This is a genomic window from Dietzia sp. PP-33, assembly GCF_033790845.1.
Lineage (GTDB): Bacteria > Actinomycetota > Actinomycetes > Mycobacteriales > Mycobacteriaceae > Dietzia.
Genome location: NZ_JAMYEI010000001.1, coordinates 395,251 through 415,106, shown reverse-complemented (window position 1 = coordinate 415,106; position 19,856 = coordinate 395,251). Strand labels below are relative to the sequence as shown.

The window sequence follows — 19,856 nt, the reverse complement described above, 5'->3', positions numbered from 1 at the left end:
GGAGGCGTGATGAGTGTGACACCGTCCGGGGCGACCCGGGGCCGGACCCTGGCGGAGAAGGTGTGGGACGACCACGTGGTGGTCAGGGGAGAGGGTGAGGGCGAGTCCCGCGGGCCCGATCTGGTCTACATCGACCTCCACCTCATCCACGAGGTCACCAGCCCGCAGGCCTTCGACGGGCTCAGGTTGGCGGGTCGTGGCCTGCACCGTCCGGATCTCACGATCGCGACCGAGGACCACAACGTCCCGACCGACATCGTCGGGGGCGCGACCAACCTCATCGCCGACCGGGTGTCCCGGACCCAGATCGAGACCCTGCGTCGCAACTGTGACGAGTTCGGGGTCCGGTTGTACCCGATGGGCGACCCGGGCCAGGGGATCGTCCACATCATCGGCCCCCAGCTCGGGCTCACCCAGCCCGGCATGACCGTGGTGTGCGGCGACTCGCACACCTCGACCCACGGGGCGTTCGGCTCCATCGCGATGGGCATCGGTACGTCCGAGGTCGAGCACGTCATGGCAACCCAGACGCTGTCCCTGCGGCCGTTCAGGACGATGGCCGTCACGGTGACGGGTGAGCTGCAACCGGGAGTGTCCGCCAAGGACCTCATCCTGGCGGTCATCACCCAGATCGGGACAGGCGGCGGGCAGGGCCACATCATCGAGTACCGCGGCGAGGCCGTGGAGAAGCTCTCGATGGAGGCGCGGATGACCATCTGCAACATGAGCATCGAGGCCGGTGCCCGGGCCGGCATGATCGCGCCCGACCAGACCACCTACGACTACCTCCGGGGTCGGCCGCACGCGCCCCGGGGGCAGGAGTGGGACGCGGCCGTCGAGTACTGGGACGGCCTGCGGACCGACGACGACGCCGTGTTCGACACCGAGGTCGTGGTCGACGGCTCCGCGCTCACCCCGTTCGTCACCTGGGGGACCAATCCGGGCCAGGGTGCGCCCCTGGGCTCCGCCGTCCCCGACCCGGAGACCTTCGGGGACGAGAGCGAACGCATCGCCGCGCAGGGCGCACTCGACTACATGGATCTCGAGGCCGGCACGCCGCTGCGCGAGGTCCCCGTCGACGTGGTGTTCGTGGGTTCGTGCACCAACGGGCGCATCGAGGACCTGCGGACCGTGGCCGGGATCATCGACGGCCGCGAGGTCGCCGAGGGAGTGCGGATGCTGGTCGTGCCCGGATCGATGCAGGTCCGGTTGCAGGCCGAGGAGGAAGGCCTGGACCGGGTGTTCACCGCCTTCGGCGCCGAGTGGCGGCAACCCGGATGCTCGATGTGTTTGGGGATGAACCCCGATTCACTCGAGCCCGGACAGCGTTGTGCCTCGACCTCCAACCGCAATTTCGAGGGCCGCCAGGGCAAGGGCGCCCGCACCCACCTCGTCAGCCCGGCGGTCGCCGCGGCCACCGCCGTCGTCGGGCGGTTGGCCTCGCCCGCCGATCTCGAGCCCGCGAAGGGGGCCTGATCACCATGGAGCCGATCACCACCCACACCGGAATCGGGGCACCGCTGCACCGGTCCAACGTGGACACCGACCAGATCATCCCGGCCGAGTACCTCAAGCGCGTCACGCGCACCGGGTTCGAGGACGGCCTGTTCTCCTCGTGGCGCGCGAACGAACCCGACTTCGTCCTCAACCGTCCGCCGTACGACCGCGCCTCCGTGCTCGTGGCCGGACCGGACTTCGGCACCGGCTCGTCCCGCGAGCACGCGGTGTGGGCTCTGAAGGACTTCGGGTTCCGCGTGGTCATCTCGGCGCGTTTCGCCGACATCTTCCGGGGCAACTCGGGCAAGTCGGGCCTCGTTGCCGCGCAGGTCGAGCAGCAGAACGTCGAACTCCTGTGGAAGATCATGGACGAGGAGCCCGGGATCGAGCTGACCGTGGACCTGGGTACGCGGACGGTGTCCGCGGGGGACGTGACCGTCCCGTTCGACATCGACGACTACACCCGCTGGCGCCTGATGGAGGGGCTCGACGACATCGGGCTCACCCTCCGGCGGGCCGATGCCATCGCGGAGTTCGAGGATCACCGACCGGCGTTCAAGCCCGTCACCACCCTCCCCGAAAGGCGCTGAACACCGGCCCTGGGCAGCCGCCTCCGCGATGGACCCCCGTGCGACGGCGATGTGTGAGTATGCTTTTATTTCATACGGCGCGGTCTTCCTCCGCGCGAGCGTACTCACCCTAAGGGGGACCCTCGTGAACAAGGCCGACCTAATCGCCGAACTGGCGGACCGGATGGGCGGAGACCAGCAACTCGCCACCGAGGCGCTGGAGAACACACTCGACATCATCGTGCGGACGGTGTCGTCGGGGGAGTCCATCACCATCATGGGCTTCGGGATCTTCGAGAAGCGTGCCCGCGCGGCCAGGGTCGCGCGTAACCCGCATACCGGCGAGTCCATCCCCGTACCGCCCACCTACTCGCCGGCATTCCGCCCGGGCCAGTACTTCAAGTCCGTGGTCCAGGGCAGTGAGACCCTCCCGGAGGGACGACTCGCCGCGAAGCGGTCCAGCTCCCACCAGTCCTTCGGGGGTGTCGGGAAGAACGGCGTGAACCACCGCGACAAGGTCAGTTGAGCAGCCGGGCCCGTCGGGTGACCGGGTCAGTCGAGGGACGGGACCGGTCGAGGGGCGCCGCTCACAGCACCGGGAGCGGACTCGGGTAGTAGTCGGCGAACACCAGCGTCCCGCCGTCGAAACCCAGCCCCCAGACCCCGGCCTTCTTGGTCGCGGTGCTCCCCACCTCGATCCCCGCCCGCGCGGCCAGGTCGTCGACGAGCCCGGGGACGGCCGTTCCCTGCGAACTCACCGCCGCGACGCCCTCGCCGGCGACGAGCTCGATCAGCCGCTCCCTGGCGGCCGAGGGATCCTCCTGGTACGCCTCGTCGCTCAGCGTCGGCTCGACGGAGATCCCCACCCCGAGCTCATCGGACAGCGGGGACAGGGTCTGTTCACAGCGCACCCTCGGTGCGCTGTGTAGCCGCCGGACGCCGAACGCACGGAGCATCGGTGCGAGCAGCTCGGCCTGGGCCCGCCCGGCCTTGTCGAGAGGACGTGACGCGTCCTGCCCACTCCACTCGGATCTGCTCCCCGCCTTGGCGTGACGGACCAGCAGGAGGACCGAGTCCACCTGCCGGGCCGCGTCGAAGCGGGTGAGGATCTTCCTGTCCAACGCATAGGAGACCAACTCCTTGGCCTCGTCGACGGGGAGCCACCGGATCTCGTCGACCTCCGAGTTCGGCTCGAAGCCACCGCCGTGGGCGAGGGCGGACCAATAGGTGACCTCTTTCCGGGTGCTCTCCTTGAGCGGGTACGCGGTGGTCCCGATCCTCGCTTCGAGTGCCGCGATGAACCCTGTCTCCTCCGCGAGCTCACGCACCGCGGTGACCGGCAGCGATTCGCCGGGGTCGACCTTTCCCTTGGGCAGTGACCAGTCGTCGTATCGGGGCCGGTGGACCACCGCGCAGCGGGGCGAGCGGCCGTCCATGCGGTACAGGACGGCCCCCGCCGCGGGGACCACGCGGACGCGCGAATTGCTCCCGCTCGACTTTCTGCTCATCGGTCCCGGAACCCGGCGTGGGCCGAGGCCATGCGTTCCTGGTGGTCGACCGAGCCGGACCGGTCCCCGGGGGCGGGCATCCGGGCCCACGAGGCGTCGGGCTGCAGGTGGAAACTGCGCGTGGCCGGATCGAGGGCCGAGTCGAAGATGCGGTGGACCTGCGCCTTGAGCCGGGGGTCGGTGACGGTCGTCATCACCTCGACGCGGCGGTCCAGGTTCCGGTGCATCATGTCCGCGCTGCCGATCAGGACCTCGTCGGCCCCGAGGAAGTTCAGGATCCGGGAGTGCTCCAGGAACCGACCGAGTATCGAGCGGACGTGGATGTTCTCGCTGAGACCGGGGACGCCGGCCCGTAGCGCGCAGATGCCCCGGACGACGATCTCCACCGGCACGCCCGACTGGGATGCGCGGTACAGGGCGTCGATGATCTGCTCGTCGACGAGTGCGTTGGCCTTGAGCCGGATGCCCGACGCACGTCCCTCGGCCGCCAGGGCGATCTCGCGGTCGATCCTCTCGATGATCCCCGACCGGATGCCCTCCGGGGCCACGAGCAGACGCCGGTACTTGGAGACGTTCGAGAACCCGGTGAGGTGGTTGAACAGGTCCGTCAGGTCCGAGGCGACATCCTCGTCGGCGGTGAACAACCCCACGTCCTCGTAGAGACGGGCCGTCTTGGGGTTGTAGTTTCCGGTGCCGATGTGGGCATAGCGTTGCAGGCGGTCTCCCTCCTTGCGCACCACCAGGCACGTCTTGCAGTGCGTCTTGAGGCCCAGCAGCCCGTACACCACGTGGACGCCGGCCTGCTCGAGTTCGCGGGCCCACCGGATGTTGTTCTGCTCGTCGAAACGTGCCTTGATCTCGACGAGCGCGACCACCTGTTTCCCGGCGGCCGCGGCGTCCACGAGGGCGTTGACGATGGGGGAGTCACCCGACGTCCGGTACAGGGTCTGTTTGATGGCCAGTACGTTGTCGTCCGCGGCGGCCTGTTCGATGAAGCGCTGGACCGTGGTGGCGAACGAGTCGTACGGGTGCTCCACCAGGACGTCGCCCTCCTGGAGGGAGGCGAAGATGTTCCGGGCCGTCTCCCGCTCACCGAACGCCGGTGGGGTGGCCGGGACCATGGCCGGGTCCTTGAGGTCGGGTAGGTCCAGCCCGTGGATCTGCCACAACCCCGTCAGATCGAGCAGGCCCGAGAACCGGATCACGTCCGCCGAGGCGACGTCGAGTTCGTGCTGGAGTATCCGCAGCATCCGGGGGGTCATGTCCTCGGCGATCTCGAGGCGTACGGCGGACCCGAAGCGGCGACGGGCGAGCTCGCGCTCGAGTGCCTGCAGCAGGTCCTCGTCGCGGTCCTCCTCGACCTCCATGTCCGCGTTGCGGGTCACGCGGAAGACGTGGTGCTCGACGATCTCCATGCCCTGGAACAGATCTCCCAGGTGGGCCGCGATGATCTCCTCGGCGGGCACGAACGAGTACTCGTCCTCGGCCCCGCGGTCCACCCGGACGAAGCGGGGCACGTTGTGGGGGATCTTGACCCGGGCGAAGTGCTCCTGCCCCGACCCGATGTCGCGGATTATCACCGCCAGGTTGAGGCTGAGCCCGGAGATGTAGGGGAAGGGGTGCGCCGGGTCGACGGCCAGGGGGGTCAGAACCGGGAAGATCGAGTTCCGGAACAGCTCCGCCAGGGAGAACCGCTCGTCGGCGGTCAGGTCGCCCCACGGCAGGATCCGGATCCCGTTCTGCTCCAGCTGGGGCCGGATCTCGTCGTGGAACAACCGGGTCTGCTCGTCGCAGAGTTCACGGGTCCGGACACTGATCCGTCCGAGCTGCTCGGCGGGTGTCTGGCCGTCGGCGGACCTGACCGACAACCCGGTCTTGTCGCGTCGTTTCAGTCCTGCCACCCGCACCATGTAGAACTCGTCCAGGTTCGACCCGAAGATCGCCAGGAACTTGGCCCGCTCCAGCAGGGGGAGATCCTGCTCGCCCGCCAGGGCGAGCACCCGGGCGTTGAAGTCGAGCCAACTGAGTTCGCGGTTGAGGTAGCGGTCACGGGGTCGGGGGAGTTGTTCGAGTACGGGCTCGTCTACGGTCACCGGACCATTGTGGCCGATACCCCGGCGGCGTGAGCACCTTGTGCCACAGCGGGGGTCCGCAGAACCGCCGTCGTGGCCTCGCCCACGGCACGGTCGGTCAGCGCCGCCACGTCCGCGGGGGTGTCGACGTCACGCGTGGCCGCGCCTGAGGGGTCGGCGTCGTGGAGGGGCACCGCGCCGCCCTCGGCCAGGTGCCGCGCGGCGGAGTCGACCCCGAACCGTGGGACACGTGCCACGGCGGTACCGGTCCAGAACGCCATCGTCGTCCCGGCACCACGATGGTCGGGCACCACCGAGTGCGGGTGGGTGCCCGCGACATCGAGCACGCGGGCCAGGTGGGCCGCCCGGAGTTCGGGCAGGTCCGCGGTCACCACCCCCACCGGGCCCGGCACGCCGTGGATCGCCGCGGCCAGGGCCGTGTTGAGGGGGTCGCCCGCCCGATCCGCGGCGTGGGGGGGCTCGGGGACTATGTCGCACGGGACCATGTCGGGCAGGAGGTCTCGTGCGAGCGCCGTCATGTCTGGGTCGGAGGTGACGACACGGACCCGGGAGACACCGGGCGTGGAGGCGCAGGCCCGGAGGACGTCCTCGGCCATCGCGAGCACCAGTGCTCGTCTCCCGGTCGCGGTGAGAGCGGGGGCGAGTCGGCTCTTGGCACGGTCGAGGGCCTTGACGGGCACGACTATCGTCCACCCGCCGTCCGCCGACCCGTCACCCGCCACCGTGCTCATCGCCTGTCATCCTGCCAGCAGAGCCTCGCGAGCGCGGCGGGCCGGGTAGCGTTTGCTCAGGATCCACCTGTGACGGGCTCGGGTGGGGTACGACGAGCCGGGAGGCGAAATGGCGCGGGTCGCGGTGATGGGTGCGGGGTCGTGGGGGACCGCCGTCGGCAAGGTGCTCGCGGACGCGGGATCGGAGGTCGTCCTCTGGGCCCGCCGCGACGAGGTGGCCCGCGGGATCAACGAGCGGCACTGCAATGACAAATACCTCCCGGACATCGTCCTGCCGGCGACGGTCACCGCCTCCACCGACCCCGCCGAGGTGCTCTCGGGCTCCCACGAGGTGGTCCTGGCGGTGCCGTCCCAGAGCCTGCGCGGGAACCTCGAGACCTGGGTGGACTTCCTCGAGCCGGAAGCCGGGGTCATCTCCCTGGCCAAGGGAATCGAGACCGGGACCCTGATGCGCATCAGTCAGGTGGTCGCCGAGGTGACGGGACTGCCGGAGAGCAGGATCGCCGCGCTGTCCGGGCCCAATCTCGCGCGGGAGATCGCCGAGGGCCAGCCTGCGGCGACAGTCATCGCATGCCCGGATGTCGACCGCGCGGCCCGCCTGCAGGACTCGTTCACCACGCCCTACTTCCGCCCGTACACCAACACCGATGTGGTGGGTTGCGAGATCGGCGGCTCCACCAAGAACGTCATCGCGCTGGTGTGCGGTATCGCCTCGGGCATGGGACTGGGGGACAACACGATGGCCACGCTGGTCACGCGAGGACTGGCGGAGTCGACGAGGCTGGGGGTGGCGCTCGGGGCCAACAAGATGACCTTCGCCGGGCTCGCCGGGCTCGGCGATCTGGTCGCCACCTGCACCTCGCCGCTCTCGCGCAACCGGACCTTCGGCGAGCGGCTGGGCAGGGGGGAGTCCCTGGAGCAGGCGCAGGAGGCGACCAACGGACAGGTCGCGGAGGGCGTCAAGTCGTGCACCTCCATCCGGGCGCTCTCCCGACAGGTGGGGGTCGAGATGCCGCTCACCGAGGCCGTCCACGAGATCTGTCACGAGGGGGGTGACGCCGTGGAGGTGGCGGTGCGCCTGATGAGACGCAGCACCAAGCCCGAGTAGCCTCGGCCCGGTGAATCGCATCACCGTTGCCGTCCTCTACGGCGGCCGCAGCACCGAGCACTCGGTCAGCTGCGTGTCCGCCGGCGCCGTCATGGCCCATCTCGACGCTGCCGTCTACGACGTGGTCCCTGTCGGCATCACCGGCTCGGGGACCTGGACCCTGGGCCCCGACGACGTCTCGGACCTGCGCATCGTCGACCGCAGCATGCCGGTGGTCGACGCGCACCGACCTCAGGTCGCGCTGGGGCTGTCCGCCGACGACCGCGGTGTCCTCCGGTTCGTGGACGGCGAGCGGGCAGGCGAGGAGGTCGCCCGCGTGGACGTGGTCTTCCCCGTCATGCACGGCACCCACGCGGAGGACGGCACCGTGCAGGGATTGCTGGAACTCTCCGGCATCCCGTACGTCGGCCCGGGCGTGTTCGCCAGCGCTGCCGGGATGGACAAGGAGTTCACCAAGGTCGTGTTGGGTGCGGCGGGCCTGCCGATCGGTCGGCAGGTGGTGCTTCGACCGGGGTCCGGTGCGCTCCCCGAGGCGGACCTCGCACGACTCGGTCTCCCGTTGTTCGTCAAGCCCGCGCGTGGTGGGTCGTCCATCGGCATCACCAAGGTGTCGCGGGCGCAGGACCTCGAGGCCGCCATCGTCGAGGCCCGGCGCTTCGACCCCAAGGTCATCGTGGAGGCCGCCATCCTCGGCCGCGAGGTCGAGTGCGGTGTCCTCCAGTACCCGGACGGCCGGGTGGAGGCGAGTCTGCCCGCCGAACTCCACATCCCGGGGGAACCGACGGGTGGCGAGGGCGAGTCGGAGGGCGAGGCCTTCTACGACTTCGACACCAAGTACCTCGACGACGTGTGCACGTTCGACCTGCCCGCCCGGCTCCCCGCCGCGCAGACGGCCCGCCTGCGGGCGCTGGCGGTCGAGGCGTTCAACGCGCTGGATGCTCGGGGGTTGAGCCGCGTCGACTTCTTCGTCACCGAGGACGGTCCGGTGATCAACGAGGTCAACACCATGCCGGGATTCACCCCGATCTCGATGTACCCGCAGATGTGGGCGGCGACGGGGGTCGACTACCCGACCCTGCTCGACACGCTCCTGCGGACCGCGCTCGCGATGGACTGACCACCGGCCGAGGAGGTCATCGGATCGGCGCCGGCCGCGGTTCGACCGTGTCGAGGCTCTCGGTGAGTGCGTCGGAGAGATCCTGGATCGGGCCGGTACCGCTGGCCCCGGGGAGCGTGACCGCGACGTACTGCGGCCGGTCGACGGCGACCCAGGTGGACGACGTCACGGCCGGGTCCGGGTCGGGCTCGTTGAACCACCGGACCCCGTTGACCTCCTGTAGTGACGTCCCGACCGTGAAGGTCGGAGGGGCGGGGAGACCGCAGCGGACGACGACGGGCTCGGCGTCGGGCATTCGGTACGCCGCGGCACCCGGCGGGGCGGGCTCGGTGAACGGCACCCTGTCCGCGTCCCCGAGGGAGTCCGGGAGCGCCTCCACCAGGGTCAGGCACTCCTCGGACTCCGCGCCGGGAGCCGGGATGGTCACGGCGGTGACGGGCTCGTTCGCGGACGCCTCGGTGGCGTCCTCACTGACGCCCCGCACCAGGACCAGGACCACGACGAGCACCACGAGCGGGATGACCACCGCGGCCACCACGACGAGGTGGGGGACCGGAGGTGTGGAGGCGGGACCGGGGGGCCGTGATCCGGCCGGACCCGCGTCGTCCCTGTCGTGCGAGTCCGTGCCCGTGGTGCCCACGCCGGGTGTTCCTCTCTACTGCGGTCGGCCGCCCGGGGTGGCGGCCGCTAGCCTGACGGCTACGCTACAGACCCCCGTCGCCACCTACGGCGCCTGACCACCGAGGACACCGATGAGCCCGTCGACCGAGCGGCCCCCCACCGTCGCGGACGTGGGGGAGGCCGCGGTGCTGGCCGTGCTGAGCGGGCCGCGGGGCCCCGACGCGGGAGATCCGGTGGGCAACGGCGACGACGCCGCGGTCCTCGGTCCGGCCGCCGCGACAGTGGTGACGACCGACATGCTCGTCGAGGGCACCCACTTCCGTCTGGACCTGACCGGCTGGGGGGACGTCGGCCGCCGGGCCGTCGCGCAGAACGTCTCGGACGTCCTGGCGATGGGCGCCGACTGCTCGCGTGTCCTCGTGGCACTGGCGGTGCCGGGGGAGACGACCATGGAGCAGATCCGTGAGCTGTCCGCCGGCATCCACGGCGAGGCCGCTCGGTCCGGGGCCGTGGTGGTGGGCGGTGATCTCACCAGCGCCCGGATCGTCATCGTCGGTGTGACGGCGATCGGCACCCTCCCCGACGGCGCGCGGCCCCTGCGGATCGACGGGGCCGCGGCCGGCGACCGGGTGGCGCTCACCGGGAGCCCGGGACGTTCGGCGGCGGGCCTGGCGCTGCTGCTGGCGGGTCACACCGACGGGCCCCTGCAGCAGGCCCATCGGGTCCCCGTTCCCCCGATCGGGTCCGGCAGGGCGGCGCGCCTCGCCGGGGCCCACGCGCTCACGGACGTCAGCGACGGTCTGCTGCGTGACCTGGCGGGCCTCGCGCGGGCCTCGGGCGTCGCGGCGGACCTCGTCGTCGACGCCCTCCCCGTGGACCCCCGTCTCCGCGAGGCCGCCGCGCTGCTGGGCGCCCCCGACCCGGACGCGCAGGTCCTGGACTGGGTGCTGGACGGCGGAGAGGACCACGGACTCCTGGGGACCTTCCCCCCCGGCGCGGCCGTGCCCGAGGGGTTCACCGTGATCGGGACGATCTCGGGCGGTGTCCCCGGGGAGGTGACGGTCGACGGCATCCCCAGGGTCCCGGGGGGCTGGGACTCCGCGCGGGGGGCGAACTAGGCTGGGGCCATGGCCGTCTACGCACTCGGAGACCTCGAACCCGACATCGCCCCCGATGCGTGGGTACACCCGGACGCGGTGGTGATCGGCCGCGTCCGCCTCGGCCCGGGCGTCTCGGTGTGGCCGACCGCGGTGTTGCGCGGCGACTACGGGCGCATCGAGGTGGGCGCGATGTCCAACGTCCAGGACGGGACGATCGTCCACTGCACCGAGTCGGAGCCCACCGTGATCGGTGAGCACTGCATCGTCGGACACAACGCGCACATCGAGGGCGCCACCATCGGCGACGGTGCGCTGATCTCCTCCGGTTCGATCGTGCTCAACGGCTCCGTGGTCGGCGCGGGGGCGGTCGTCGCCGCCGGGTGCCTCATCCCGCCGAGGTTCGAGCTGCCCGCCCGGCGCATGGCCATGGGGGCGCCCGCGAGGATCCGCGAGGGGTACGAGGTGGACCCGGCGATGCTGGACGGGAACACGCAGAAGTACCACGACAACGCGATGCGGTACCGCTCGGAACTCCGACGGCTCGACTGACCCGGTGGGCGGACACGAGGCGGACCGGCCGCCCCTCGGGGAGGTCATCGACCCGGGATGGGCGCGCGCGTTGGCGCCGGTGGAGGACCGGATACACCGGATGGGCGACTTCCTCCGAGCCGAGAACGCCGCGGGGCGCGACTACCTGCCCACGGGAGACCGGGTCCTGCGCGCCTTCGAGCAGCCCTTCGACCAGGTCCGGGTGTTGATCGTGGGACAGGATCCCTACCCCACCCCCGGCCACCCCGTCGGCCTGAGCTTCGCCGTCGATGGGCGGGTCCGACCACTGCCGCGGAGCCTGGTCAACATCTACCGCGAGTACTCCGAGGACCTCGGGCTGCCCGCGCCGCGGCACGGCGACCTGAGCTCCTGGTCCCGCAGTGGGGTGCTCCTGCTCAACCGGGTCCTCACCGTGGCGCCGGGTCAGCCGGCGTCGCACCGTCGCAAGGGCTGGGAGGAGGTCACCCAGCGCGCGATCGAGGCGCTGGTGGAACGCGACCGGCCACTGGTGGCGATCCTCTGGGGTCGCGACGCGCAGTCACTGACGCCGGTACTCGGAGACACCCCGGTCATCGCGTCCGCCCACCCGTCGCCGCTCTCAGCCACCCGCGGGTTCTTCGGCTCCCGGCCGTTCAGCCGCGCCGACGACGCACTGTCGCGCCTCGGTGCCCCGCCCGTGGACTGGCGCCTGCCCGACTCGCCGGGGCAGGCATAGGCCTCAGGCGCCGCCGAACCGCGGGCTGCGCTTGGCGACGAACGCGTCCACTCCCTCGACACCGTCGGGTGACACCGCCAGCGCCGCGATCGAGTCGCGCTCGGCGTCGAGTTGCTGCGCCAGCGTCCTGTCCCCGGACCGCCGGAGGAGCTCCTTGGTGGCGGCGTGGGAGGCGCGGGGGCCCGCCGCCAGACGGACCGCCAGCGTCCGGGCCTCCGTGGGGACGTCCTCCTCGGTGAACGTGGTGATCATCCCGATCCGGTACGCGCGCTCACCGTCCATCGGCTCGTTGCCCAGGATGAACGCACTCGCAGCGGAATGTCCGATCGCACGGGGTAGACGCCAGGACATGCCGCCGTCGGGGGAGAGGCCGATACCGGGGTAGGCCGCCAACAGGCGCGTGTCCGGACCCCCGACCGAGAAGTCGGCCGCCAACGCCAGGGACAACCCCGCACCCGCGGCCCACCCGGCCACGGCAGCGACCACCGGGACGGACGCGGCGTCCAGGTGCCGGATCACCCGGTGCAAGCGGTCCGCCAGCTCGCGGACGTGTTCCGACCGGTCCTCGGCCGCGGCGAACCCCGGTACGTTGCCGCCGGCACAGAAGTTCTTCCCCAGGCCCACCAGGAGCACGGCGCCGGCGTCGATCTCGCCGGCGGCCAGCGCTGTCAGCGCGGTCCCCGCCTGGGTCACGGCGTCGGAGTCCAGCGAGTTCCCCCTGCCCTCGAGGGAGATCGGGATCGTGAGGACCCCGTCCTCCAGGGTGACGAGCGGAGTGGCGGTCAGATCAGAGGTCATCCGGGCTCCTGGAGTGGTCCTGGCCGTCTCGGCCTGTTCGTCGGCTGTCGCCTGGTGAGGGTACTAGGCTTGGCCGCGCCGACCGACGCGAGTCGGATCGCAGGGGTGAGCGGACGCCGAGGAGGGGTGATGACACAGGAGACGACGAGTGTCGGGGAACGCCCCTCATCACTCGACGCCCACGGCCTGCTGGGTTGGGCCCGCCGGTGTGTGGAGCAGCTGGCGACCCACCGTGAGGAGATCAACGCCCTCAACGTCTTCCCGGTGCCGGATTCGGACACCGGGACGAACCTGCTCTACACGATGAGAGCCGCTGTCGACAGGGCGGAGGGCGAGGAGGCGTGGATCTCCGAGGGCGGGGGGAGCGCCGGCGCCCGTGAGATCGCCGTGGCGCTCGGCCACGGGGCCGTCCACGGTGCGCGGGGGAACTCGGGCGTCATCCTCTCGCAGGTCCTCCGAGCTGTCGGTGAAGCCGCGACCTTCACCGTCGTCGATGCCTCGACCTACCGGCGCGCGCTCCGGACGGCGGTCACGCTCGTCGACCACGCACTCAGCGATCCGGTCGAGGGCACCATCGTGACCGTCCTGCGGGAGGCGGCGGCCGGTGCCGGCCGGTCGTCCGCCACCTCGCTGGTCGAGGTGGCCCGCGCGGCTGCGGACGCCGGGGCCCAGGCCCTCGACCGGACGACCTCCCAGCTCCCCGCACTGACCCGGGCGGGGGTCGTCGACGCCGGTGGCCGGGGTCTGCTCGTCCTGCTGGACACCATGGTCGAGGTCCTGGTGGGGCGGGCACCGGAGCGACCGGAGTACGCCATCCCGGACGATCCTCTCGCGGTGTCGTCCGAGCGGTGCGACGGTGACCCCGGTGGGTCCGTGGACGCCGGCGCGGACACCCGGTACGAGGTCATGTACTCCCTGACCCATTCGGACGACGCGCGTGCCGACGAACTCAGATCAGCGCTCAGGACCCTCGGTGACAGCGTGGTGGTCGTGGGTGACGGCGGAACGGGCGACAATGCGCGCTGGGCCGTGCACGTCCACACCGACGACATCGGGACGGCGATCGAGGTGGCGCTCCCCCTCGGACGGGTCACGGAGATCCGCGTGACCGACATGTTGGACCCGGTGGGCGCACCCGGAGCGGGCGGGCCCCGACACGGGAACGGTCCCGGGGGAGAGCAGTCCGGTACCGGGGCCCAGCCCGAGCGGTCCGTCGTGGCGATCGTCCGCGGGGGTCCCCTGGCGGACCTGTTCTCCGAGGCCGGCGCGAGGACGGTCGATCCCGGCGAGGACGGGGTGATCGACGCGGTCCTCGCGCTGTGTACCGACGAGCTGCTGGTACTGCCGAACGGTGAACTGTCCCGGGCGCAGATCGGGGCGCTGGACGCCGCGCTGCGCGATGTGGAGGGGCACGCACTGATCCTCCCGACGGGGTCGGTGGTCCAGGGGTTGTCGGCGCTCGCGGTCCACGATGCCTCGACCACCCTGTCCCTGGACGGGTTCGGGATGGCGGATGCGGCCGCGGCCACCCGACACGCGCACCTGGTGCGGGCCGAACACGACGCTCTCACGCTGGTGGGTCGCTGCGTCGCGGGCGATCTGCTGGGCATGGTCGGCCACGACGTGGCGCTCATCGAGACGGACCCGGTGGACGCGGTGTGTGCCCTCGCGGACCGGCTGCTCTCCTCCGGCGGCGAACTCGTCACCCTCCTGCTCGGCGCCGAGTACGACGAGGCCGCGACCGAGACGACGGTGAACAGGATCCGGAGTGCGCACCCCGACGTGGAGGTCGCCGGCTACGCGGCCGGGCCCGGACGGGTGCTCGCGCACGTCGGGGTCGAATGACCCCGCTCGCCACCACCGACACCCCGCTCGCCGAGGTCCTCGACGCCGACCTGGCCGAGCGGATCACGACGGCGTTCGGACACCGGACCGTCGGCGACCTGCTCCACACCCTGCCCCGCCGTTACCGGCAACACGGGCAGCGGTACGACAAGCGGGAACTAGTCGACGGCGAGCGGGTGACGATCATCGGGACGGTCACCGCCGCCGCCACCCGCACGTACTCCACCAAGCAGGGCCAGGCGAGGGAGATGCTCACGCTCACGGTGAAGGACGAGGACACCACCTTCAGGGTGGTCTACTTCGCCGGACGCAAGATCAAGTTCATGCTCCCGGTGGGCACGGTCGCGATGTTCGACGGGACCGTGTCGCGCTTCCGGCGGTCCCTGGATCTCAAACACCCCGAGTTCCTGGTACTGAGGTCGGTGTCCGGACCCGTCGGCCAGCTCAAGGGATCGGGGAACCTCGCCGCGCTCGCCCGGTTGTCGGCCACGATCGACGCCGAGGGCGGCCCGAGTCTGTTCGACCGCCCGCTCCTGCCCATCTACTCGGCCAGCCAGAGCGTGACCTCGTGGGACCTGTTGGGCGCGGTGGTGACCGCGATCCGGGCCCTGGTCCCGGTGGTGGACCCGCTCGACCAGACGGTCCGGGCGGCCGCCGGGCTCATGGACCTCGACGAGGCGCTGCGCAAGGCCCACCTGCCGGAGAACGCCGAGGACGCGGACAGGGCCGGGTACCGCCTCCGCTTCGACGAGGCGATCGCCCTCCAACTGCTCCTCGCCGCCCGGCGCCGGTTCGTCGCCCGGGACCCGGCGCCGGCGAGCCCGGTGCGCGGGGACGGCGTCCGTGCCGCGCTGGAGGTCCGGTTGCCGTTCGACCTCACCGGGGGGCAGAAGGCGGTGCTGGAGGAGATCTCGGCCGACCTGACGCTCGACGAGCCGATGAACCGGTTGCTGCAGGGCGAGGTCGGTTCCGGCAAGACGGTCGTCGCGCTGTTGGCGATGCTGCAGGTGGTCGACGCCGGGCGCCAGTGCGTGATGCTGGCTCCGACCGAGGTCCTCGCGAGCCAACACCACCGGTCCCTCTCGGCGATGCTCGGGGATCTGGGCGAGCGGGGCAGGCTCGGCGCCGCGGACCAGGCCACCCGCGTGGTCCTGCTGACCGGGTCGATGTCCACCGCGGACCGGAGGGCCGCCCTGCTGGACATCGTCACCGGCGAGGCCGGGATCGTCGTGGGCACCCACGCGCTCATTCAGGATTCGGTGGACTTCTTCGACCTCGGGATGGTCGTGGTCGACGAGCAGCACCGCTTCGGGGTCCGGCAGCGGGACCGATTGCGAGCCAAGGGTCGGGACGGGATGGTCCCGCACCTGCTGGTGATGACGGCGACGCCGATTCCGCGGACCATAGCGATGACCGTGTTCGGCGACCTGGAGGTCTCCGAGCTGGAGGAGTTGCCCGGCGGGCGCCGGCCCATCTCGACCTCGGTCGTGCCGGCCCGCGACAAGCCGAGATGGGTGGAGCGGACCTGGGAGCGGGTGCGGGAGGAGGTCGAGGCGGGTCACCGCGCGTACGTCGTGTGTGCCCGGATCGACGCCGAGACCACCGACGCCCCGGGCGGAGCCACGAAGGGAGGGGACGACGACACGGGCGGTGACCGTCCGCCGTTGGTCGCCGCCGTGGATCTCCACGAACACCTCTCCACCGGGCCCCTCGCGGGCGTGCGGATCGGCCTCATGCACGGCCGGCTGCCACCGGAGGACAAGGACGCGACCATGGCCGAGTTCGCCTCCGGCGGACTCGACGTCCTGGTGTCCACGACCGTCATCGAGGTCGGAGTGGACGTTCCGCAGGCGACCGTGATGGTGGTGATGGACGCGGAGCGGTTCGGGGTGAGCCAGCTCCACCAGCTACGCGGTCGGGTGGGCCGGGGCGGGCTGCCCGGTCTCTGCCTACTGGTGACCAACTCCCGTGAGGGGGGTCGGGCGATGGAACGCCTCAATGCCGTCGCCGCCACCACGGACGGGTTCCTCCTGGCCCAGCTGGACCTGGTCCAGCGGCGTGAAGGCGACGTCCTCGGCGACGCCCAGTCCGGTGCGCTGTCGGCGCTGCGGCTGCTGTCGGTGGTCGACGACGGCGAGGTGATCGAGATCGCCCGCCGTCACGCCGAGGAGATCCTCGACTCCGACCCCGGACTCCACACCCATCCGGCGCTGGCCGAGAGGGTCCACCGCCTGTCCGGCTCGGAGGAGTCGGACTACCTGTTCAAATACTGACCACCGGACTCTCGACGAGCGACAAGGAATCATGACCCGCATCATCTCGGGCCGACTGCGCGGGCGGTCGATCAGTGTCCCGCCCTCGGGGACCCGCCCCACCACCGACCGCGTCCGCGAGGCACTGTTCAGTGCGATCGTCAGCCGGGTCGACCTGGAGGGCGCCGCGGTCCTGGACCTGTTCGCCGGGTCCGGGGCCCTCGGCCTCGAGGCCGTTTCCCGGGGTGCGGACATCGCGTGGTTCGTCGAGGGCAACCCCCGGGCCGTCGCGGTGCTCAGGAGGAACACCTCAGGCTTGTCGTCGTCGTTCCCCACGGTCGAGGTGACGGTCAGGCGGGCGGTGCTGCCGACCGCCGTCGCCGGCCCCTGCCCCGTGGCCGGCGGTTTCCAGCTCGTCCTGGCGGACCCGCCGTACGAGCGGTCCGCCGAGCTCGACGCACCCGTTCTGGAGGCGCTCGCCGCGGGCGGGTGGCTCTCCGACGACGCGCTCGTGGTGTGGGAGAGGTCGAGGCGGGACCCGGCGGTGCGGTGGCCCGACGGGTACGAGGTGGTGTTCGAGCGGACCTACGGGGAGACGGCCGTCGAGATGGCCCGGCCGATTGATACCGTCGCCCCATGACAACCGTCGTGTGCCCAGGCTCCTTCGATCCGGTGACCCTCGGGCATCTCGACATCGTCCGCCGCTCGGCCGAGCTGTTCGACGACGTGATCGTGTGTGTGGTGGCCAACCCCAACAAGCAGGGGACATTCACGATCGACGAGCGGAAGGCACTGATCGAGGAGGTCTGCGCCGACCTCCCCGGGGTCCGGGTGGACAGCTTCTACGGCCTGCTCGTGGACTACTGCCGCGAGCAGGGCGCGACCGCCGTGATCAAGGGCCTCCGCGACTCCACCGACTACGACTACGAGTTGCCGATGGCCCACATGAACCGGTCCATCTCGGGGGTCGACACGGTGTTCCTGCCGACCAGGGCTGATCTCGCCTTCGTGTCCTCGTCGCTGTGCCGGGAGGTCACGCGTCTGGGCGGGGACGTCTCGCACCTGCTGCCGGATCCCGTCGCGCGCGCCCTCAAGGACAGGCTGGGCTGAGTCCGCCGAGATCGTCCGGGGCCCGCCGGCGGTCGGGCGGACCGTAGGACACACCGCCGCCGCACCGGCTCCGGGACGTGTGTTGCGGGCACACTGATGTGGCAAGAGTGACGATCCGGTGAAGGGACGAGCGTGTACCGAGTGTTCCAGGCCCTCGATGAGCTGAACGCGATGATCGAGGACGCCCGCAGTCTGCCCATGACCGCCAACTGCGTGGTGCCCAGGCACGAGTCCCTGCTGTTGCTCGACGACATCCGGGATTCCTTCCCCGGCGAGCTCGACGATGCCCAGGATGTGCTGGACCAGCGCGACAGTGTGCTCGCCGAGGCGGACGCCACCGCCCGGGACACGGTGGCCGCCGCGGACACCGAGGCGGACCGTACGCTGCGTGACGCGCGGGCGGACGCGGACGCGATGCTCGCCGACGCGAAGGCGCGCGCCGACCGCATGGTCGCGGAGGCCACGGCACACGCCGATGGTCTGGTGGGCGACGCCCGCGCCGAGTCGGCCGAACTGCTCGACCGCTCCCGCCGTGAGGCCGAGTCGACTACCGGCCGGGCCCGCGCGGAGTCCGATCGCCTCGTCGAGCAGGCCAACATCATCTATGACCGCACGATCACCGAGGCCCGACAGGAACAGCAGCGCATGCTGTCGGAGTCCGAGGTCGTCCGGATCGCGGACGAGGAGGCCCGCCGGATCCGGGACGCCGCGCACGCGGAGAGCGACCGCAGGCGCGAGGAGTGCGACGCCTACATCGACGACAAGATGGCGCGGTTCGAGGAGTTCCTCGGATCGACCATCAGGACGGTGTCCCGCGGCCGGGAGGAGCTCCACGGGGTCACCCCGGCAGGTCGACGTGAGGCCGCCGGCCGACGGGGGTCCCGTGAGGGCGAGCCCCGCGGCGACGGTTACGGGGACTACTGACGGCTGCGGGTAGTCTGCTGGGCGTGTCCACCACCTCTCGCAAGCCGCGTCATGGCCGCCCGGCCGCCGATTCCCTCGTCCTCGACACCCGCACGATCGCCCGTACCCCCGGCGCGATGGCGCAGGTCCGGCGCCCCGCCGTGCTGCCGTCGGACATCGGGGTCGAGCTGATCCGTATCCCCGAGGGATCCGAGGTCGACCTCGACCTGACCTTGACCTTCGTGGAGGAGGGCGTCCTGGTCACCGGGCCCGTCAGCGCACAGGCGCGGGTCGAGTGCGCGCGATGCCTGGGCGAGTTCACCACCGGCGTGGCGGTCGAACTCACCGAGATGTACGCCGCCCACGGAACGTCGGCCGCGGACGGTGCGGAGGAGGACGAGGTCCGACTCCTCGACGGCGACCTGCTGGACCTGGAGCCGGCGCTGGTCGACGCGTTCGGGCTCGAGTTCCCCATGTCGCCCACGTGTACCGATTACGGCCACAGCGGATGCGTCAACCCGGACACGCCCGCTCCGGACGGGATCTCCGGCAGCACCGAGGGGCGCATCGACCCGCGATGGGCCGGACTGGCGGAGAAGTTCGGCACCACCGGCACCACCGGCCCCGGAGAGGGGGCCGAGTGACCGACCCGGCGTCTGCACTCGGGGTCGTGCTCGGTGTGGATCTCCCCGGTGAGCTGGCCACGCAGGCGCTGACCCACCGCTCGTACGCCTACGAGCACGGGGGGCTACCGCACAACGAGCGGCTGGAGTTCCTCGGTGACGCCGTCCTGGAACTCGTCGTCACCGAGCACCTCTACGGCGCCTACCCGGACCGGCCGGAAGGCGACCTCGCCAAGATCCGTGCGAGCCTGGTCAACACGTACGTCCTCGCCGACATCGCCCGTGAACTGGGAGCCGAGGGTCTCGGGGCGCTACTGAGGCTCGGTCGCGGCGAGGAGCTCACCGGCGGGCGGGACAAGCACTCGATCCTGGCGGACACCCTGGAGGCGGTGTTCGGAGCCGTGTACCTGACCCACGGGTTGGAGGTCGCGCGCGGGATCGTCGAGGGGATCATCGGTGAGCGGCTCCGGGTGGTACCGACCCTGGGCGCGGCGTTGGACTGGAAGACCAGTCTCCAGGAGAAGTGCTCGGCACTCGGCCGACCGAAGGCCCGGTACGACATCACCTCCACCGGGCCCGATCACGACAAGACGTTCTCGGCGGTCGCACTCGTAGGCGAGACACGACTGGGGGAGGGGGTCGGGCGGACCAAGAAGGAAGCGGAGCAGAAGGCCGCCGAACAGGCCTGGGCCGCGTTGGACCGGACCGCTTCCTGAC

At 71.2% G+C, this 19,856-nt stretch carries 20 protein-coding genes; 15 read left to right on the top strand and 5 right to left on the bottom strand.

Annotation, left to right across the window (positions count from 1 at the left end):
• Positions 1-9: 9 nt before the first annotated feature.
• The 3 genes from leuC to NJE57_RS02015 all read left to right on the top strand — a co-directional run bounded on the left by leuC (position 10) and on the right by NJE57_RS02015 (position 2,592).
• Complete coding sequence (leuC, locus tag NJE57_RS02025; RefSeq protein WP_319026690.1) at positions 10-1,476, top strand: 3-isopropylmalate dehydratase large subunit; 1,467 nt, start codon at positions 10-12, stop codon at positions 1,474-1,476.
• Positions 1,477-1,481: 5 nt separating this feature from the next.
• Complete coding sequence (gene leuD / locus NJE57_RS02020; RefSeq protein ID WP_319026689.1) at positions 1,482-2,087, top strand: 3-isopropylmalate dehydratase small subunit; 606 nt, start codon at positions 1,482-1,484, stop codon at positions 2,085-2,087.
• A 124-nt stretch (positions 2,088-2,211) separates the two neighbouring features.
• Entirely contained in the window at positions 2,212-2,592 is a 381-nt protein-coding gene (locus NJE57_RS02015; protein WP_319026688.1) for an HU family DNA-binding protein, read from the top strand.
• Between the two features lie 61 nt (positions 2,593-2,653).
• Here the strand turns inward: NJE57_RS02015 and NJE57_RS02010 are convergent, their stop codons facing one another.
• Genes NJE57_RS02010 through cofC form a run of 3 tightly spaced genes read right to left on the bottom strand, consistent with a single transcriptional unit; the run spans position 2,654 to position 6,398 of the window.
• Positions 2,654-3,574 (bottom strand): NUDIX hydrolase, encoded by a 921-nt coding sequence (locus NJE57_RS02010; protein ID WP_319026687.1) that lies wholly within the window; start codon positions 3,572-3,574, stop codon positions 2,654-2,656.
• Positions 3,571-5,667, bottom strand: a complete 2,097-nt coding sequence (locus NJE57_RS02005) for an RNA degradosome polyphosphate kinase (RefSeq protein WP_319026686.1) — start codon at positions 5,665-5,667, stop codon at positions 3,571-3,573. Before NJE57_RS02005 ends, NJE57_RS02010 begins: the two co-directional genes overlap by 4 nt.
• Positions 5,664-6,398 carry a 2-phospho-L-lactate guanylyltransferase gene (gene cofC / locus NJE57_RS02000; protein WP_319026685.1) on the bottom strand — a complete coding sequence of 245 codons (735 nt, stop codon included), beginning with the start codon at positions 6,396-6,398 and terminating at the stop codon, positions 5,664-5,666. The genes NJE57_RS02005 and cofC overlap by 4 nt, the downstream gene beginning before the upstream one ends.
• Positions 6,399-6,507: 109 nt before the next feature.
• On the opposite strand from cofC, the gene NJE57_RS01995 reads away from it, so the two are divergent.
• Together NJE57_RS01995 and NJE57_RS01990 are read left to right on the top strand one after the other, a co-directional pair.
• Entirely contained in the window at positions 6,508-7,506 is a 999-nt protein-coding gene (locus NJE57_RS01995; RefSeq protein WP_319026684.1) for an NAD(P)H-dependent glycerol-3-phosphate dehydrogenase, read from the top strand.
• A gap of 10 nt (positions 7,507-7,516) precedes the next feature.
• Complete coding sequence (locus NJE57_RS01990; RefSeq protein ID WP_319026683.1) at positions 7,517-8,623, top strand: D-alanine--D-alanine ligase family protein; 1,107 nt, start codon at positions 7,517-7,519, stop codon at positions 8,621-8,623.
• Between the two features lie 16 nt (positions 8,624-8,639).
• Here NJE57_RS01990 and NJE57_RS01985 read toward each other — a convergent pair whose 3' ends face one another.
• Positions 8,640-9,263: a DUF3515 domain-containing protein gene (locus NJE57_RS01985; RefSeq protein ID WP_319026682.1), complete on the bottom strand. Its 624-nt coding sequence runs from the start codon at positions 9,261-9,263 to the stop codon at positions 8,640-8,642.
• 112 nt (positions 9,264-9,375) lie between these two features.
• On the opposite strand from NJE57_RS01985, the gene thiL reads away from it, so the two are divergent.
• Genes thiL through NJE57_RS01970 form a run of 3 tightly spaced genes read left to right on the top strand, consistent with a single transcriptional unit; the run spans position 9,376 to position 11,608 of the window.
• Positions 9,376-10,362 (top strand): thiamine-phosphate kinase, encoded by a 987-nt coding sequence (gene thiL, locus NJE57_RS01980; protein WP_319026681.1) that lies wholly within the window; start codon positions 9,376-9,378, stop codon positions 10,360-10,362.
• Positions 10,363-10,371: 9 nt separating this feature from the next.
• Entirely contained in the window at positions 10,372-10,893 is a 522-nt protein-coding gene (locus NJE57_RS01975) for a gamma carbonic anhydrase family protein (protein ID WP_319026680.1), read from the top strand.
• A gap of 4 nt (positions 10,894-10,897) precedes the next feature.
• A complete protein-coding gene (locus tag NJE57_RS01970) occupies positions 10,898-11,608 on the top strand; it encodes a uracil-DNA glycosylase (protein ID WP_319026679.1) in 711 nt (236 codons plus the stop codon).
• Positions 11,609-11,611: 3 nt separating this feature from the next.
• On the opposite strand, the gene NJE57_RS01965 is transcribed toward NJE57_RS01970, so the two are convergent.
• On the bottom strand, positions 11,612-12,406 hold the full coding sequence (locus tag NJE57_RS01965; protein ID WP_319026678.1) for an enoyl-CoA hydratase-related protein: 795 nt from the start codon (positions 12,404-12,406) through the stop codon (positions 11,612-11,614).
• Positions 12,407-12,535: 129 nt separating this feature from the next.
• Between NJE57_RS01965 and NJE57_RS01960 the strand changes: the two genes are divergently transcribed.
• The 7 genes from NJE57_RS01960 (at position 12,536) to rnc (ending at position 19,855) form a co-directional block, all read left to right on the top strand.
• A complete protein-coding gene (locus NJE57_RS01960; RefSeq protein ID WP_319026677.1) occupies positions 12,536-14,251 on the top strand; it encodes a DAK2 domain-containing protein in 1,716 nt (571 codons plus the stop codon).
• Positions 14,248-16,524, top strand: a complete 2,277-nt coding sequence (recG, locus tag NJE57_RS01955) for an ATP-dependent DNA helicase RecG (RefSeq protein WP_319026676.1) — start codon at positions 14,248-14,250, stop codon at positions 16,522-16,524. The genes NJE57_RS01960 and recG overlap by 4 nt, the downstream gene beginning before the upstream one ends.
• A 31-nt stretch (positions 16,525-16,555) precedes the next feature.
• Positions 16,556-17,143, top strand: a complete 588-nt coding sequence (rsmD, locus tag NJE57_RS01950) for a 16S rRNA (guanine(966)-N(2))-methyltransferase RsmD (protein ID WP_319026675.1) — start codon at positions 16,556-16,558, stop codon at positions 17,141-17,143.
• Positions 17,140-17,613: a pantetheine-phosphate adenylyltransferase gene (gene coaD, locus NJE57_RS01945; protein WP_319026674.1), complete on the top strand. Its 474-nt coding sequence runs from the start codon at positions 17,140-17,142 to the stop codon at positions 17,611-17,613. Before rsmD ends, coaD begins: the two co-directional genes overlap by 4 nt.
• 132 nt (positions 17,614-17,745) lie before the next feature.
• Positions 17,746-18,537 carry a DivIVA domain-containing protein gene (locus NJE57_RS01940; RefSeq protein ID WP_319026673.1) on the top strand — a complete coding sequence of 264 codons (792 nt, stop codon included), beginning with the start codon at positions 17,746-17,748 and terminating at the stop codon, positions 18,535-18,537.
• 23 nt (positions 18,538-18,560) lie between these two features.
• The gene (locus NJE57_RS01935) at positions 18,561-19,160 is read left to right on the top strand and encodes a YceD family protein (protein WP_319026672.1); all 600 of its coding nucleotides are present in this window, start codon (positions 18,561-18,563) and stop codon (positions 19,158-19,160) included.
• Entirely contained in the window at positions 19,157-19,855 is a 699-nt protein-coding gene (gene rnc, locus NJE57_RS01930) for a ribonuclease III (RefSeq protein ID WP_319026671.1), read from the top strand. The genes NJE57_RS01935 and rnc overlap by 4 nt, the downstream gene beginning before the upstream one ends.
• The last annotated feature ends 1 nt before the right edge of the window (position 19,856 follow it).

Excerpts from the sequence above, each read along its gene's own strand:
- leuC (WP_319026690.1), top strand. The coding sequence starts at position 10 with ATGAGTGTGACACCGTCCGGGGCGACCCGGGGCCGGACCCTGGCGGAG.
- leuD (WP_319026689.1), top strand. The coding sequence starts at position 1,482 with ATGGAGCCGATCACCACCCACACCGGAATCGGGGCACCGCTGCACCGG.
- NJE57_RS02010 (WP_319026687.1), bottom strand. The coding sequence starts at position 3,574 with ATGAGCAGAAAGTCGAGCGGGAGCAATTCGCGCGTCCGCGTGGTCCCC.
- cofC (WP_319026685.1), bottom strand. The coding sequence starts at position 6,398 with ATGAGCACGGTGGCGGGTGACGGGTCGGCGGACGGCGGGTGGACGATA.
- NJE57_RS01995 (WP_319026684.1), top strand. The coding sequence starts at position 6,508 with ATGGCGCGGGTCGCGGTGATGGGTGCGGGGTCGTGGGGGACCGCCGTC.
- thiL (WP_319026681.1), top strand. The coding sequence starts at position 9,376 with ATGAGCCCGTCGACCGAGCGGCCCCCCACCGTCGCGGACGTGGGGGAG.
- NJE57_RS01975 (WP_319026680.1), top strand. The coding sequence starts at position 10,372 with ATGGCCGTCTACGCACTCGGAGACCTCGAACCCGACATCGCCCCCGAT.
- NJE57_RS01965 (WP_319026678.1), bottom strand. The coding sequence starts at position 12,406 with ATGACCTCTGATCTGACCGCCACTCCGCTCGTCACCCTGGAGGACGGG.
- NJE57_RS01960 (WP_319026677.1), top strand. The coding sequence starts at position 12,536 with ATGACACAGGAGACGACGAGTGTCGGGGAACGCCCCTCATCACTCGAC.
- recG (WP_319026676.1), top strand. The coding sequence starts at position 14,248 with ATGACCCCGCTCGCCACCACCGACACCCCGCTCGCCGAGGTCCTCGAC.
- rsmD (WP_319026675.1), top strand. The coding sequence starts at position 16,556 with ATGACCCGCATCATCTCGGGCCGACTGCGCGGGCGGTCGATCAGTGTC.
- coaD (WP_319026674.1), top strand. The coding sequence starts at position 17,140 with ATGACAACCGTCGTGTGCCCAGGCTCCTTCGATCCGGTGACCCTCGGG.